The 16,298-nt window shown below is 46.3% G+C and carries 15 protein-coding genes and 1 tRNA gene; 6 read left to right on the top strand and 10 right to left on the bottom strand.

The features are described from left to right. The first annotated feature begins 194 nt into the window (after positions 1–194). Complete coding sequence (locus tag N7E73_RS12695) at positions 195–1,397, top strand: MFS transporter (RefSeq protein ID WP_432735133.1); 1,203 nt, start codon at positions 195–197, stop codon at positions 1,395–1,397. Here N7E73_RS12695 and N7E73_RS12690 read toward each other — a convergent pair. From N7E73_RS12690 to N7E73_RS12670, 5 genes are all read right to left on the bottom strand, one after another. Beyond that, complete coding sequence (locus tag N7E73_RS12690; RefSeq protein ID WP_432738868.1) at positions 1,363–1,632, bottom strand: ArsC/Spx/MgsR family protein; 270 nt, start codon at positions 1,630–1,632, stop codon at positions 1,363–1,365. The genes N7E73_RS12695 and N7E73_RS12690 overlap by 35 nt on opposite strands. A 174-nt stretch (positions 1,633–1,806) precedes the next feature. Continuing rightward, positions 1,807–3,819 (bottom strand): molybdopterin-containing oxidoreductase family protein, encoded by a 2,013-nt coding sequence (locus tag N7E73_RS12685; RefSeq protein ID WP_432735132.1) that lies wholly within the window; start codon positions 3,817–3,819, stop codon positions 1,807–1,809. 415 nt (positions 3,820–4,234) lie between these two features. Then, positions 4,235–4,873, bottom strand: a complete 639-nt coding sequence (locus N7E73_RS12680; RefSeq protein WP_432735131.1) for a LysE family translocator — start codon at positions 4,871–4,873, stop codon at positions 4,235–4,237. 186 nt (positions 4,874–5,059) lie between these two features. Further along, on the bottom strand, positions 5,060–5,806 hold the full coding sequence (locus tag N7E73_RS12675) for a methyltransferase domain-containing protein (RefSeq protein WP_432735130.1): 747 nt from the start codon (positions 5,804–5,806) through the stop codon (positions 5,060–5,062). 461 nt (positions 5,807–6,267) lie between these two features. Beyond that, positions 6,268–6,504, bottom strand: coding sequence for a hypothetical protein (locus N7E73_RS12670; RefSeq protein ID WP_432735129.1), 237 nt, complete (start codon positions 6,502–6,504; stop codon positions 6,268–6,270). A 924-nt stretch (positions 6,505–7,428) separates the two neighbouring features. On the opposite strand from N7E73_RS12670, the gene N7E73_RS12665 reads away from it, so the two are divergent. Continuing rightward, positions 7,429–8,163, top strand: coding sequence for a carbon-nitrogen hydrolase family protein (locus tag N7E73_RS12665; protein WP_432735127.1), 735 nt, complete (start codon positions 7,429–7,431; stop codon positions 8,161–8,163). A 227-nt stretch (positions 8,164–8,390) separates the two neighbouring features. Here N7E73_RS12665 and N7E73_RS12660 read toward each other — a convergent pair. Next, positions 8,391–8,466 (bottom strand) — tRNA-Ala (locus tag N7E73_RS12660). Positions 8,467–8,721: 255 nt separating this feature from the next. Here N7E73_RS12660 and N7E73_RS12655 point away from each other — a divergent pair. Further along, a complete protein-coding gene (locus N7E73_RS12655; protein WP_432735125.1) occupies positions 8,722–9,312 on the top strand; it encodes a GNAT family N-acetyltransferase in 591 nt (196 codons plus the stop codon). A 47-nt stretch (positions 9,313–9,359) separates the two neighbouring features. Here N7E73_RS12655 and N7E73_RS12650 read toward each other — a convergent pair whose 3' ends face one another. Further along, on the bottom strand, positions 9,360–10,397 hold the full coding sequence (locus tag N7E73_RS12650; RefSeq protein WP_432735124.1) for an acyltransferase family protein: 1,038 nt from the start codon (positions 10,395–10,397) through the stop codon (positions 9,360–9,362). A 576-nt stretch (positions 10,398–10,973) separates the two neighbouring features. On the opposite strand from N7E73_RS12650, the gene N7E73_RS12645 reads away from it, so the two are divergent. The 3 genes from N7E73_RS12645 to N7E73_RS12635 all read left to right on the top strand — a co-directional run bounded on the left by N7E73_RS12645 (position 10,974) and on the right by N7E73_RS12635 (position 13,923). Next, positions 10,974–11,795, top strand: a complete 822-nt coding sequence (locus N7E73_RS12645) for a YkgJ family cysteine cluster protein (RefSeq protein ID WP_432735123.1) — start codon at positions 10,974–10,976, stop codon at positions 11,793–11,795. Positions 11,796–12,155: 360 nt separating this feature from the next. Beyond that, entirely contained in the window at positions 12,156–12,893 is a 738-nt protein-coding gene (locus N7E73_RS12640) for an MBL fold metallo-hydrolase (protein WP_432735122.1), read from the top strand. A gap of 367 nt (positions 12,894–13,260) precedes the next feature. Then, a complete protein-coding gene (locus tag N7E73_RS12635) occupies positions 13,261–13,923 on the top strand; it encodes a YaaA family protein (protein ID WP_432735121.1) in 663 nt (220 codons plus the stop codon). A 79-nt stretch (positions 13,924–14,002) separates the two neighbouring features. Here N7E73_RS12635 and N7E73_RS12630 read toward each other — a convergent pair whose 3' ends face one another. The 3 genes from N7E73_RS12630 to N7E73_RS12620 are packed head-to-tail and all read right to left on the bottom strand — an operon-like array spanning position 14,003 to position 15,906. Beyond that, positions 14,003–14,296 (bottom strand): cupin domain-containing protein, encoded by a 294-nt coding sequence (locus N7E73_RS12630; protein WP_432735120.1) that lies wholly within the window; start codon positions 14,294–14,296, stop codon positions 14,003–14,005. Between the two features lie 15 nt (positions 14,297–14,311). Beyond that, a complete protein-coding gene (locus tag N7E73_RS12625; RefSeq protein WP_432735119.1) occupies positions 14,312–15,469 on the bottom strand; it encodes an MFS transporter in 1,158 nt (385 codons plus the stop codon). Continuing rightward, positions 15,466–15,906: a MarR family winged helix-turn-helix transcriptional regulator gene (locus tag N7E73_RS12620; RefSeq protein ID WP_432735118.1), complete on the bottom strand. Its 441-nt coding sequence runs from the start codon at positions 15,904–15,906 to the stop codon at positions 15,466–15,468. The genes N7E73_RS12625 and N7E73_RS12620 overlap by 4 nt, the downstream gene beginning before the upstream one ends. Positions 15,907–16,298: the final 392 nt, after the last annotated feature.

Raw genomic sequence — 16,298 nt, 5'->3', positions numbered from 1 at the left:
CAGTTAATCCCGGAGTTCTGTTTAGGCAAGGAGAGAAACCTCCTTCCGCGCAGTCGATTACAGAGCGCAATTGCTTCAGGCTGTCTTGACAAGGAGAAGCATGAAGCAATAATCTGCATCGACATAATTATATTTGTTTTCACTACAATACTCATCTGCAGACTCAGTGTAAATAGCCTGCCACGGAGCACCAAATGAATAAACTCGGAAAAATGCAGGTTGCGGTTTTCGCGCTGGTTTCCGCTTCGTTTACCAACATATATCTTACTCAGCCGGTACTCCCGGTTCTGCAGCGGGAATTCTGCGTAAGTCCGGTTCAGGTCTCACTGACCGTATCCTTCGTGATTCTCGGGATTGTATTTTCCAACCTTTTCTTCGGCTATCTGTCGGACAGGCACCCCATCCACCCCATCCTGATGGTCGGAGGATTCTTTGTTGCAGCCGGTGGAGTAATCTGCTCGCTGACCCATGATTTCAACCTGCTGGTGGGAGCACGCCTACTGCAGGGACTTTTCATACCGGCCCTGACGACAAGCCTTGCGGCCTGGCTGGCCCGCACTCTCCCGGTGGAAAGGCTGAGTGTGGTCATGGGCTCTTACGTGTCGGCGACAATCCTCGGCGGGCTTGGAGGAAGACTGCTGGGCGGCTGGATACATCCCCCGCTGCACTGGCGCTACGCCTTTATCTCCGCGGCCGCGCTGATCATTGTAACCACTGTCCTTGCCGTGCTCATGCTGCCCTCCACGGAAAAGGAAGCCGTAGCCGCTGCACGCTCGACCAACGGCAAGGAAACCTACCTGTCACTGCTGAAAAAAAAGGAACTGCTGCTGATATACGTCTGCGGGGCAGGAAGCCTGCTGATTTTCTCGCCGGTATTCAACTACCTGCCATACCGGCTTTCACACCCGCCCTTCAATCTGCCGACCGAGCTTATCACCCTCGTATATCTCGTATACATACTGGGCATCTTCCTCGGCCCGATGGCAGGAAAACTAAGCAGCCGTTTCGGTGGCGGGATAATGCTCATATGCAGCTCGCTGCTTCTGGGAGCATCCCTGCTCCTGCTGCTCCTGCCCTCCATGACCGCCGTAATAGTCGGTCTTCTGGGGGTATGTGCCGGTTTCTTCTCCCTCCACACAGTGGCGGTGGTCCTGCTGAACCGCAAGCTCACCTGCAGCCACGGCAAAGCCAACGCGCTTTATGTGCTCTTCTACTACACCGGGGGCTGGCTGGGCATTACCGGAGCCGGATTTGCCTACGAATATGCCGACTGGAGAGGGGTGATCACATTCCTGCTCAGTTTCCTGATCATCCCCTTCTCTATCGGATGCTTTGAAAAGAAGGCCGAGGCGAACAGGAGGATTACAGAAGCCGAGCTTCCCAGTCCGCCTGCCTGAACCCGATCAATACGAAGCTGTCGGCCACCAGAATAGGCCGCTTGACCAGCATGCCGTCAGAAGAAATCAGCTCGAACAGATCGGCGTCAGACATGGCGTCTATGGTATCCTTAAGTCCGGTTTCCTGATATTTCCTGCCGTTTGTGTTCACGAATTTTTTCTTGTCCACCCCGGCAATCTTCTGCCAGGCAAGAAATTCGTCCCGTGTAGGTGTTTCCTTCACAATATGGCGGATTTCAAATTCAATACCGTTATCCTCAAGCCAAGCCTTGGCTTTGCGGGAGGTGGTTCAACTGGGATAATGTACGAGTATCATTCCTTTACCCTCTTCATCTGTTTTTACAATCCACTTCAGGATTATCTATCATTACCACAGATAAAAAGAGGTCACAATTATAGATCCCGACTATCAGTCCTTACAGACTTCAACGGTGTTGTCATTCAGGGTAGTAGCTTCGCCGATGTCTGAAAGGCGTTCATGATGCAGTGTGTTCACAAGGTTCCCGTTTGCAGACTGCGATGCCTTGAATACGCCCGTAGCAGCGACAGCCCCTCTGGCAATATTCCCGCTTAACTCCGCCACAAAACGGACCTCGCCGAGATCGTTATATACCCGCACGGTATCTCCGTGGGAAATACCCCGTGCCGCAGCATCGTCCGGGTGCATCCCCAAAGCCATTACACCGCGACGTTCGAGCAGGTCGTCACGCTCCAGAAAAGTGGAGTTGAGGGTATCTGAACTGGGAACGGCAATAAGCCGCAGCGGATAACTGCCCCCGTGGTTCTCAATATACCCAGGAACCGGACAGGCAAGACCGGGGTTTACGATCATCAGTTTTCCTGTGGACGTTTTCCATACCCTCTGTTCCTCACGGGGAATGGAAATCTGGCCTCCGCTTCTGAGGACCTCCCACTGTGCATCGGAAATACCTGCCAGCCCTTCCATGGGGTTAGCCAGCAGTTCGTCAAGCATATCATCTTCCGTCTTGGAGAAATGGCTGTCCTCGTAGCCCAGTGCCCGCGCCAGAAGGTTGAAGATATCCCAGTTGCTCCTGCTTTCTCCAACAGGAGGAATGATCCGCCGGGCCACGCCAAAAGAACGGTAGCCGTAGGATGAGTAACAGTCAGACTGCTCCACAGAAAAAGTTGCCGGAAGAATAATGTCGGCATAGCGGGCGGTATCGGTCATGAACCGTTCATGAACCACAGTGAAAAGTTCCGGGCTGAGCAGGCCACGCTGTATGCCCAACTGGTTGGAAACCGTGCCTACCGGGTTGCAGGCGTAAACATGCAGACAGCGTATGGGGACCTCACCTTCCTCTCCGTTAAGAACAGTGGCAAGCTGGTTGATATTGACCCTGCGGGCGGTATTGGTCCGCAGATCCGGTCTGGCGATGCGGTCTGCATCAACATAAGGGCCGCCGCCCGGTGTACAGCCGCACAGCCCTCCTCCCGGACGGGTCCACGCACCTGTATAAGCCGACAGAATTGTTATCAGCCGGACGGTCATCCCGCCGTTTCCATACCGGGAATTGCCGCTGCCGAGGATGATAACCGGAGAGGAGGCGGCTGCGTATTCGCGGGCCAGATCGACTATGACCTGCGCAGGAACCCCGGTAATTCCCTCGGCCCATTCCGGGGTATAGTCTCCAAGGGTTTTACGGAACTCGTCATACCCGTCCGCTTCTCCGGACAGGAAGTCGGAATCTGCAAGGCCTTCTTTCTCTAGCACATGCAGCATGCCAAGAGCCAGCGCCCCGTCTGTTCCGGGAGTGACCAGCACAACCTGGTCACAATAGGGAGCCATGTCGTTTGCGCAGGATTCAATGAGGGCCACACGCTTGCCGTTTTTGCGAGCATTCACAATATCCGCCATGCTCTGCAGACGGGTGGCCTTCATGTTGCTGCCCCAGACTATATAAAAATCGCTTTGTTCAAGATCACGAGGATCAAGACATCCGGTGTTGCCCACAACAGCAGTATATCCGGCTGATTTTGCCGATGCGCAGAGTGTCTTCACCAGCGAGCATGCTCCCATACGGTTGAACAGGGCATCGCCGCAGTTGCGGTGAATCAAACTCATCACACCGGAATAATAGAAAGGCAGAATCGAGTCCGGACCATACGCGGCAAGGGTCTCTTTCCAATGCCGGACAATCGTTTCAACAGCCTCGTCCCATGACACAGGTGCAAATTCGCCGCTGCCCTTTTCCCCTGTACGCTTGAGGGGAGTCAGAATACGGTCAGGAGAATGGATGGATTTTTCATAGCGCTGCATTTTGCGGCAGATAAGCCCGCGGCAGACTGGGTCGGCAGGGTCCCCTTTGACTTTCAGAACACGGCTGCCGTCGGATTCAGCAAGAAGTCCGCAGGTGGTCGGACAGTCATACGGGCATATGGTCTTGTCTGTTTTCATATTCATAGAGCTTGTGAAGGTTGGCTGTATTAATGGCAAAAAGGCAGAATATGCGGTCCCAAAACAGCGGTGAAACGGAAATGTCAGGAACCATCCGGAGAAACATGAGAAACTAAAACGAGGAGCTGGCCCAGCCAGATGTACGCGGGTAGTATTCCATTATAAGGTCCCACACGCAAGACTCTGTACAAGAATTACAGTGGAATTCCGCAAATCACGGTACAGTCTTTTCAATACTCTGCCACGTGTTCCGAACGGAAAAATTTCGAATCCATACAAACGACCTGAGCTAATTTTATGAAACCAATCTGCCTGCAGAAAAAAGGACCTGCAATTTCCATTGCAAGCCCTTTGCATATCAGCGTGTCAGCTTAAGATAAACTTCATTAAAAACTACAAATTTGCCCTTGATTTCAAGAGATCAAACCCTATCACTCAGCAGGATGCCTCCGCCCATGGCAACAAAAAGTCCGCCGGTAATCTTGTCTATCCTGCGGCCGAAATCCCTGAACGAAAAACGCCGTCCAAAGCAGGCAGTCAGGTACGAATAACCAAGGTGAACGCTTGTAACAATACCGCAGATAGTCAGATACATGACCGTAAACTGCTCATAGGCAGGATGGGCAGTCTCAAGGAACTGCGGCAGAAATGCCGAAAGAAAAATCAGGGTCTTGGGGTTGCTGGCCGAAACGCAAAAAGCCTCCACAAACAAACTGCGAGCTGATCGTACCCTGACGGGTTCATCCCCGTCTCCGGTATCAAGTGATCCGCCTTTGCGCGATGAAAGCAGGTTCCTGACCCCGAGATATATCAGATAGGTTCCGCCCAAGGCTTTCATGGCCACAAACCAGACCGGCAGCTTAGCTAAAAGCTGGCCGACACCGACAGCCACAAGGCATACAATCAGGAGCTGGCATGTCAGGTTGCCGAATACGGTCACAAAAGCAGACCTCCAGCCATGTCGGATGCTGTTTTTCATAACCAGCAGGACGTTCGGGCCGGGGGACAATGTTGTTATCAGATAAGCCAGAAAAAACATGGCCCACGTTTCAATATTCATAACAAGTTCCTTTCCCAATACAGGGATTGATTGTGACATGCAGCTTGGAGACAATCAGCACAGATTTTCAAAACGGAAGATCTGATCTTCTTTTAGAAAGGAGAGAGTTAGTCGGCAGTAAAATCGCTTTAGAAGGTCACATTTTTACAATATAAATGTCGTCGATAAAAATCCATAGTGGGGAAACTAAACTTTGTCACCTACAAAAGAATACATATTTATGCTAAAAAAATACTCATTATTACGGACAGAATTTTCAATATCATGCAAAAACAATTCATACTCATACGCCGCAATTACGCCATGCTTAACCAAATCGCGAACTTCTTCCTTTACAAAAGAATACCCCTTTGTCCCATTCCGGTATTCTGTTTCATGAAGCACAAAGCTCTGAATACCGCCTGAAAACAATGTAGAAACTTTGTTGATAATTCCGCACAATTTTCTACCGGTCCACGGATCGCTTTCCTTCATCCACGGCTGTTTCCAGTCGCTATAAGCATGCAGTATTTTTCTGTAAATATCACGATCTTCTACGTTAAATACAATAGTATCGTAGTCAAAATGAGAAACAACAAGCCTGCCTTCTTTTTTAAGAACCCGATGCATTTCACGCAGGAGCAAGCCCTTCTCATTAATACATTCCAGCACGTTGCAACAGACAACACATTCATACATTTCATTTGAATAAGGCAGACCAGCATCTACATCATGGACAGAAAAATGCAGTCGGTCATCTCCACAGGTGAATGATTCTGCCCTTTGTATAGAAGCAGGTAGCATATCAAGCCCAAAGAACGATCCCCCATCAACTAACCAGCTAGCAGCATGCAACATCTGACCATCTCCACATCCGACATCCAAAATCGCATCGCCAGACTGAATGTCTACAAAGGAGAGTACGTGGTCAATAAGTGCAGATTTATCGTACATAAAACAAGTCCTCAGGAGGTCTCCATAACCTGAAATGAAAAAGTTAACTTTCTGTTATGTTCACTGCACTCAACAATATTATAAAAACAATAAGCCAGCAACTGTAATGACACAACTCGATATAAAAAAGATCTGGTCATAGCTCATGCAATTCAACCCAATTACCCTATAAAAAAAGGACTTACGACATAATCGCAAGTCCTTATATAAAGGAAATGTTGTCCCTTAGTCTGACAGAGGTCATACCATCGGGATACATTTCACTTAAAATGACTAGATTACCATACACGGCTGGACAAAATTTAAGGACGTAATGTATGCAAACGCATCCCTCAAAAAAATATCCAACCTAAATAATCAATAACGGCAAAAGTATTTACGCATAAAGAAAAGAATGGCTCGTTGAAATATCAAAAAAATCAACATCCAGACATCTCTACAGGAAAAAAATTCTGTAGAAACTAGATGTACTGCCAGACTTTACCGATTGTTGTTTCCATAACGGCAACAGCACAAAGATCACTGAAAGCTATTTCAACAAGCTCGGCCCTAAGTCTTCCTTCACTCTGTTTTTCGTTGTAGGCGTCCATTATCGCAATGGAATCAGTGAGGGAGCGAGACAGCGGAGAACTGCCGTCCTGAGTCCGGGGGTGGTAGCCTATGTAAATGCTTTTGATCTTTTCCTGTCCTCTGTCCATGTCCTGTCCCCTTTGGTTTGCAGTTGTTCAGTGTTCGATCCAGAGGCCGGTGTCCGTGACCGGCTTCATGTACATGTTAGCAAAAGGCTATAAAAACAGCGCCCTTAATTACGTATTTAATACATCTTGAAGAGCCAATGTGCCGAAGGATACTTTCTATGCGGTCATATCCTAAGGCAGAAAAATAATAAAAACCAAGTTAAACGAACTTCACCCTAAGTATTTAATTCATCGTGACAAATGAAGTTCTCACTAAATCAATTATTGCACTAACTTCTTCTAAAACTCCCGTGACCTTATCAGCAATGTAAAATTAACCGTAGAACCCCAGCTGGATTCGATTTACGAGAGAGACTTTCATGCTGTCCCTTTATCATAGAGCCATGTAAATTACATATATAACCAGCTGTGTCATTTAATTTTTTTTCAGTGTCATCACTATGTGATTATATTGGATTAAGGCAGGACAACCTGTCAACAACCTTGCCTGTACGGTTAATTTTCGCACCACTTATTTTGCTGTATCAAATGCATTTGATATTCTTCGATAACTTCCATTATTTCAGCAAATTCTCTTCACCAAAAATATTTATTTGCCATCCTCTGTTCTTCTTGAAAGTATCTATAAAACACCCGCAAATAAAAAAGGGACTTACGATACATTCGTAAGCCCTAAAATATCTGGTAGAGTTCAAGAGGATTGAGCTCCTAGTCTCTTGAATGCCAGTTACAAAACTAATAATAATTACTTGAGAGTAAAACAGACACAATGCCCCTTTTATGTCTTCCCATAACCGGCTTTGTTTACATTATTGCATTATCCTTCGGATTGCCTAATAATCAGTAGGTATAGTCAAAAACGTCACCTTTTAAAATAGACTGTAATAATTAATAAATATTCGGAACTGAGGAGGAGATCAGCTAATGATAGTAGGCGCAATTCAATGTAAAGCTATAAAAGGTGATATTGATGCAAACATCGAACGACATCTTAAATTCATACAAATTGCTGCTAATAACAATGTAAATATACTATTTTTCCCAGAGCTTTCAATCACTGGATACGAACCAAGACTTGCAGAATCACTCGCCATACGCATGTCTGATCAGATTCTAGAAATATTCAAAGAGCAAAGTACTCGATACAATATAACTATTGGGGTAGGCTTCCCCCTTGCGCGGCAAGAACAAGTGCAGATCGGAATGGCTTGGTTCATTCCCAATGAGCCCTCTATCAGTTATGCAAAGCAGCAACTGCATGATGATGAACTTCCGTATTTTGTTTCAGGGGAAAAGCAGCTCATTTTACAAACTGAGAATTACAACCTAGCCCCTGCCATTTGTTATGAATCACTGCAGCCAAGCCATGCCGAGCATGCCGTGGCGATGGGTGCAAACGTATATTTGGCAAGTGTGGCCAAGTCTGACGGAGGCATTGCCAAGGCGATGCGGCATTACCCAAAAATAGCGTTGAAGCATAAGATATACGTCATCATGGCCAATTGCATAGGACCGAATGATGACTTCGTTAGCGCCGGGCAGTCAGCGGCTTGGAATCGGAACGGCGATTTGATTGCACTAATGGGACGTGATTCCAATGGCATACTCATGGTAGACCTTGACAGGAATGAAGCAAGCACTCTTACCGTTACCGTTTAAGAACCACGAGAATCTCATATAATACAAGCGGAGTCTGACTCCTCGCAATCTCGGCGAGATGCAAGTCTAACTACAGATCTCGGTATTTGGCTGCTGAAAATCTAGCGGCATCAGTCGGGCTTCTGCCCCTTTGTTCGGTGTAGACCCCCCTTTGTTCGGTGTAGCCCCCCCGGTTCCCCATACGAAAAAAGGGACTCACGATTAATTCGTAAGTCCCTGAAATGTCTTGGTGGAGCTGAAGAGAATTGAACTCTTGGCCTCTTGAATGCCATTCAAGCGCTCTCCCAACTGAGCTACAGCCCCACTTGCTGTGAGGAGAGTGTTTAATTGATCCTTGTCCTGCTGTCAACCTTCGGAAAGGTATTTTTATTTTCGAGAATCTGGGACACCAGATAGAATTCGTCAATCTTCGCGAGAGGGAGAATCCAAATGTCCTTTCTGTGGCCTTTTGCGTGGTTTTAGATTACTATATCAGGAAATTAAAAATTTCATGAGTGCATAAAATATCATCTGTAATCACAACTATCTTCAAATACAATCTGCCTGAGGAAACATTGCATGAACGTTACCACTCAGCTCGTTCAGGGAAAGGATATTCTCCCCCATATTGATGCACTTGCTAAGCTGCGCATAGAAATTTTCAAGGAATACCCCTACCTTTACAAGGGGGAAGCCAAGTATGAAGTGCAGTACCTCTCTGTATACGCGAATTCTCCTGAAGCGTTTGCCATTCTTGCCTGGGATGGGGAAACACTGGCAGGTGCGGCAACCGCAATCCCTATGGAAGACGAAATGGAGGAACTTGCAGCTCCGGTCAAAAGGTCTCCATATCCCTTGGAACAGATTTTTTATATGGGTGAAGTCCTCTTTCTACCTGAGTACCGCGGTCTTGGGTTGGGGACACGAATGCTTGATCAGGCAGAAAAACAGGTCCTCGACATGAACAGGTTCAATTATGTGACTTGTGCAACGGTCATTCGTCCTGAGTCCCATCATTTACGCCCAGATGATTTCATCCCCATTGACCAGTATCTGCATCGGAACCAATATTCTAAAATGATTGGGGTTGTAGCCACTCTCAACTGGCCTGAGCTTGACGGGATAAGCATTACCCACGAAATGCAGTATTGGATCAAAAAAATCAGTTAGAAACCGGGTTGAAGACAGAAGCGAAAGAGGATTGTCCGAGAATATCGTTACGCCGCAGAGCTGACAGCCCGTGCTCCCAGCGGACGTCCTCCTACTTTTGCCTTCAGCACATCAAAGCCGGGGCTGAACAGCAAAAAGGTAATTATCGCGGCAAGCATTGAAACCGCAAAAATATGCCACCCAACTGGCTCGTCAACATACGTTTCAAAAAGGCCTATCACGCTGAAATGCAGCAGATAAAACGGATATGTTACCTTGCCTACAATGCAGTCCAGTACAAGTGACCGAAATGCCCTGAATATAAACGGCTGCAATGTCAGCGCTCCCAATGGAAGGAAGAATGGTTCGTAAGGCCTGCCCACACTCCCAGCGACCAGGATCATGATAATCAGGGAAACGAACGCAAAATAATCCATATATCGCGATGAGTTCGGGAGCGTCAGATAATATCTGTAGGACAGGATTCCGAATCCGAACAGCCAGAAGTCGGCAGGGAAAAAGCGTAGGAAAAAGCTCATTTCGGATAACGGTGTTACAACGATGAATATCCGCAGCGCGAGGCTTGCAGTGCTGGCGGCGAACAGATTCGAACTTCTGACCTGCACTAGAAACGGGGCCAAAAGATAAAAGACCGCTTCAAGCGAAAGTGACCAGCCCTGAACCAGAAAGGCGGCACTGTAAAGGCTGTCTCCTTTGGATGCTAAAAATTGCAGCTGGCCGTCCCCCGCAAATTTCAGGCTGAACAACAGTTCCTGTCCCACCACGCAGAACGATGTCCAAAGGACTGCGGCAAATCCCAGAGGGTCGGACATGATATGGAGCATTTTACTGCGGCTGATCAAAGGGTGGGCATCAAGGGTAAAAAGCAGGACTGCACTCAATCCGATCGCAAAGAGATACATGGGGTATAACGCCTTTAACCGGCTCATGTAAAAGCTCCCCGCAGCACCATACCTGCCGTCCAGAACCATTGCCATGTAGAAGCCGGAAACCGCGAAAAAGGTCAGCACGGCTTCATGTCCGTCAACCAAGGGCAACGCGGTCAATTCGAAATGAGAATTGCAGACCGCAATAGCAAGTAACAACCTGATAATTCCCAATCTCTACTTCCCGGGTAAATTGTGTCTTCAACGGCGTTGAGCTTATTATTATAGATCTCACCATCCGTCAGACAGGGGCGGTGAGGAAATCAGCTGTTTGTATCAACTTGCGGGCCACTTTGATAATGCGCTAAAATAATTGTAAATAATATTTATACTTGGTCGAAAGAGAACTTAAGGTTCTGCTTTGCTCGAAAGTTTACAGTGCTACATGAATCTATCCCGCCACTGTCCGTGAATAAGGTATAAGAATTTAAGGTTCTGAAACTATAGCAAACAAGAATCTGAAGGACTTGTTTCGCAGTAAGTTTTGAGGTTCAAGCCATACAATTTTAATTCTTCCGATCAATATTCTCAGACCTAACCCCTTCAATTAAAGCCCGTTAATGGCGCGAATCTGTATAGTTGTAACAACTTAATCTCATATCGCTGCAACTGGCATAAATAATGATATTATGAGCGGTTAGGTTGCACGGTAATACTCCCTGAAAGTTTCCCTGTCGCCATCACCTCGGCAAGACTGTTTTTTTCAAGATAAAACACTCACATAAAGAGAGAAGAATGACTTCACGTCATAGATTGCGTGGCTCAGGAGCTAGAAAAAAAGTAACCGGGCTTAGCACTAAAGCAGAGAAGGGAATCCAAGCCCAGGCTGTGCAGGCTGTACAAAACAGCACTGAAATAATGGCTGCGCGAATTGCAGAGGAACGACATGCGGTGTTCAAGAAGAACCTCGGCCGCGTTAAAAAAGGACAAAGTGCCAAGGTACTCATTGATCTTGTCAGCGAGTCTTATGAAATTTTCGACAGGATGTTGGGAGACCTTGTTCTTGATCCTCCTCTGGCCTGCAAAAGAGGATGTATATACTGCTGCATCAATCAGGTTTCTCTGACCGAGCCGGAGGCTTTATTTATAGGATTCCATCTGTTGGAGACCCGTACTTCCGAGCAGCGGGTTGTGCTTCAGCAAATGGCGCGGACCCTGCTGGAGAATCTGCAGGGAAAAAGCAGACAGGAAATCGGCATGAACAGGCACATGTATCCCTGTCTGTTCATGGAAGACGGGACCTGCTCAATTTATGCGGCCCGGCCGTTGTCCTGCCGGGGCTGGAACTCCGTTGACGCGGACATGTGCCGGCACAGCAACCAGTCCGGAGACGCACTGGCACCCATCGAGAACCATCCTCTTCCGCGAGTCATGGCGGAAAGCATTCAGCTTGGACTTCTGAACGGATCCAGTGAGATGCAGTTGGAAACAGGCTATCTGCTGCTGCCGCGAGCTGCGTATCTGTTACTGCAGGAAAAGGATGAAAAAGGAATGATTGAACTCGCCGATAATTGGCTGAACGGGCAGCCTTTCTTCGCGAAAAAGATTGATTTGTGATTCATAGCTGGATAGTCAGCTTCCTTCGCAGTGAAAGAATTAAAAGCTGAAGATACTGACAACCAGCTATCAAAAATGACTTACGTTTAATAACCTAAGTCATTTTTGCTTTTGTGTGGTGGAGCCGAGGAGAATTGAACTTTTTTAGCATTTGAACGCCATTTCAAACACAGTTCAAAAATCATATTTATTTTACGTTATTATTTTTCTAGAGTGCCACTCGTTGAACTTGAAACTTAGAATGTATTCAGGATACTTAAGATGCAACCAAGGTCCATGCGGACTACTCCGGCAGTACGTATATTATGTTGAACTCCCTTAATGCAGACCAAGCATTCGACCAAACATGAAGGTTTGTGCATGACAAATATTTTGCCCCTTAGAATCACGCAAGTGATTGGAACTGAACAGGTATCCATCTACCCTACTCTCATCACTGCAAAAACATCGGTAATACTTTTCGATGCTTGCATGCCTTGCCAGGCAGATCAACTGGAGGAAGCATTAGCTCTCCACGGATACTCCTTGACGGACATAACTCATGTTATTGTCAGCCACCAGGACCATGATCATGTCGGATCACTTGCAGCGATTAAGCGTAGAAATAAGAAAATTACGGTTATTTCAAGTGAAATTGAAGAACCATACATTTCCGGGAAAAAAGAATCCCTGCGAATTGCCCAGGCAAGGGAATATAACAAATCTCTCTCAGGAGAGGGCCTGAGGTGGGGTGAAGAGTTCCTTCAGTATCTGCAAACAATAGAACCGTGCAATATTGACCGAATCGTCTCTACACAACCAAATGATTTCAATGACGACATAACGATACTGTTTTCACCCGGGCATACTCCGGGACATATTTCCTTATTCGTTCATAGCTCACGGTCTTTTATCGCCGGAGACTCACTTGCCGTTGATCATGATAAGCTATCCATTGCAAACCCACAATTCACGCTTGATATGGACAGATGTTTACAAACGATACGTGAGATCAGAAAATTGAATCCAGCCTGTATTTATTGTTACCATGGAGGAGCAATAGACAATAGCGATAATGCAGCCATGGATGCTCTGTTATTACAAATCGAAAGACAATGACCCTCCAGCAGATATCATTTATATATTCTAAGAGGAAAGGCTTAGATGTAAAAGCTTCTAAGTCTTTAAATATCAGGTGGAGCTGAGAATAATCAGATTTAAGGCCTTCTGAATGCCATGCGTTGAACTCTCCAGTAATCTTCATTAGAAGAATTTATTTAAATTGAGAACACATTGCCTTGAAGTATTTTCAAATGCTTCTTTATAAGATCGTTTCCAGAGGTTCTGCTAATGGAAATTCGTCCCATGATATTTTGTTCGTTTCTTGTGACTGAGTATTATGTAAATGAAATGACTTTGATTTATCCGTTTATTCCCTTATAGATAATTCATAATATTTTTTAATAAAAAAATTTTAAGGTCTCTTATGAACACTATCATCTTAATTCCACCATCTGAGGGGAAAGCCGATGGAGGAAATGATGATCCTTTACAGTCTGTATCAAACATTACCGCTGACTTAATTGAAGCTATTAAAGAAGCTGATCCTAAAAAGTTATATGGCCTCAAGGAAGCGGCGCTTAAGAAAGCAATTGCTGTAAACAAGGAACTCTTAACTTCCAAAACAATGCCGGCAATTGAACGCTACACAGGTGTTGTCTACGACGCGATTGATTATCAGACTTTGAAAAATAAATCTGACTTTAATGATAAAATGTTAATTGTTTCCGGGTTGTTCGGTCTTATCAGTCCTGTTGATCTGATTCCTAATTATCGTTTGAAGATTGATAAATTAAATGCTGCCAGGCTATGGATGGAATCTAATTCAGAGCAGTTGAAAGATAAATTTGTCATTGATTTATTGCCGCAAGCACACAGGAAGGCGGTTAAATATGATAATGGAATTGGGGTTGAATTTGTCCTAAAAAAAGCAGGAAAAAAGATACCTGCAGGTCATCAGGGAAAGCACATTAAGGGGCGATTTGTTAGATGGCTTATAGAAAATAATATTACTGACCCAAAACATTTTAGAGATTTTACGGAAGAAGGCTATAAGTGGACTGGTGAAATTTTCTTAAAGGAAGTTTAGTCTTGTGAACCGTGAAAGTAGAATCAGCTCCGCAGGGTGCCATGGTGTGAACACCCCGCGGAACCGTTTGCTGGCATGACTACAAGCGGTCAGGGTGTATAATTACTATTCTGGTAGGCGTTGTCTGTATCCGGCTAACATGCCTAGTTCCGGCCGGTATGGTTCGCATGGTCAATCCGGAAAGGGTTTCAACTCCGCTGTCCGTTTCCAACTCGATTTCACCTTCCAGTAAAACAAGAATTTCATCAAATGAATGTGATTCATCCGGCGATACCGCACCTTTCTGTGCGAAAACCGTTTCAACCTCAAATTCATTCTTGGCCCCGATAAACAGTCTTGAAATATCCGGAACAGGATGCGAATTAGTCTCCATTTTTTTACTCCTAGTTTATGTTGTTAATTGAACTCGTTTTGCGGTTGTGATTCGAAACACAACCGAAAATATGCATGCCAATCCGACTCCGCAAGCAAGGGTTAGGTATATATTGGATATACCTGACCCGAAGATCAGTCCGGAGGTTTCACCTGTGATCAACGGACTTGCGAATTGCCCGGCAAACAAAAAGCTGGTTACCACCGATGTGCCAGCTGTCCCGGAGGAGTTCTCCGCTGTTCTGGTCACACCATCCATGATCGAAGGAACCAGGGTGCCGAAGGCCATACCATTGAGTACCAGACTGCAGAAAAGGGGAAGTGCTGACGGAAATGTGGAGAGGCCGTAATATGAGAGTGCGAATATGAGGAGGCTCACACTAGAGAGCCACCCTCGCAGCGCCTTTTTCAGATTGCCGTACGTAAGACCAGTCAGAAAAGATGAGGCTGTCATGACAGCCATAGCTAAGCCCGCCATACGCGAGTCTCCAATCTCGTGGCTTTGAAGATAGAGGGCGATATTGACCGGGATGGAATAGAAGGCGACCATGAGTAGGAACATGCCCAGCCCCCAGCGAATATAGGAGCCGAGAAAACCTATTCCTTGTGAAGACTGTCTTTTTTCAACTGGTGAGGGATGCTTTTCTGGTAAGAAGAAAAAGATGAGAACCCAAACCGCTATCCCAAGGAGATAGATGAGGAAGGATGCACGCCAACTTACTGCAGCCAGCATGCCGGAGAGAAGCATGGCGATTATCCCACCCAGATTGCTTGATGCCGAGGCAAGCCCCATGATCTTGGCCTTTTCATCTCCTGACCATATATCTGCGATGATTCCTGTAGAGAGAGGCATTAAGATTCCGACCCCTATACCGAGTACTGCTCTCATTGAGAGCAGAAAGGGAATAGAAGTCGCAAGCCCGCCACCAGCTCCACCCAGCATATAGAAAAAGATACCGGTGTACACCAAACTCTTTCTGGCTACCCTGCTACTGAGCAGACCAGTGATCAAAGCCATCGGTATAATGGTCAATGCAGGAGTGGTGAGCACCATCTTTCCCAGCATATCCGAGGCGTTTGGGAAGTAGGCTATAATGTCAGCCACAGCTGGTGCAACTGCAGCTCCGGACATAACTGTAAGCATGGAAAGAGAGAGAATTGCTATACGGATCATTTTATTTCCTGCTGCATCTGCACCACCCGGGTGCTGATTATTGTGGTTAGGTTAAAGTATAGATCAATGTCCTCGTCGCTGAAATCAGCAAACACATCATCGGTCAGTCCTTTGAGTATTTGATAGACTTCGTCTTTTACACTACGGGCCTTCTCTGTAGTGCAGAGAATGTTGCTCCTCCGGTTGGCCGGATCAACTGTTCTGGTGAGAAATCCGTCTTTTTCGAGACGGGTGACAGCGCGTGCAGCGGAACTTTTATTGAACTGCAGCGCATCTGCCAGAGCGTCTTGATTCGCTCCTTCGTTCTCATACAGAAAAGTGATGATTGGGATGGTCGCTGCCCCAAGGCCCAGATGGGCAATTCGGCTGTCAAGGACCATGTCAAGATATCTAGCGATGGTTCCGATTTTTTTTCCTATAGACCTGTGTTGTGACATATGCGGGTTTCCTTGTGGGTGCTTGGAAGGCTGATGAAGAACGAAGACCTCGTTGCCGAAGAAAGAGCCTCTTCTTCGCCACTTATCTTTTGAACAGCCTGTTGTATGGATTATTTGAATGAATCGGCATCATGTGTCCGAAATTCATCACAGTTAGTTAAGCGAGACGTTAAGCTTGTGACAACGTTTTCTTGTGAACCGGATTTAAATGTATATGAGAATTGTTGCCAATGCAACAGTTGCGCGACAAACTTTTTTTGATAAATTGCTCGAATCCAGCCCAAAAATATCTAACCAAAATATTAAAAGAATAAGACCCGTAAGAAAGACAACACGGAGCATAGGGTCGCTACAGGTCCGCCCATAGGTTAGGGAAAAGGGCTTGATGACTT

The sequence above is a fragment of the Maridesulfovibrio sp. FT414 genome (genome assembly GCF_050916235.1).
Classification (GTDB): domain Bacteria; phylum Desulfobacterota; class Desulfovibrionia; order Desulfovibrionales; family Desulfovibrionaceae; genus Maridesulfovibrio.
The sequence above is the reverse complement of the archived record's forward strand: the minus strand, read 5'-3'. Positions and strand labels throughout refer to the sequence as shown.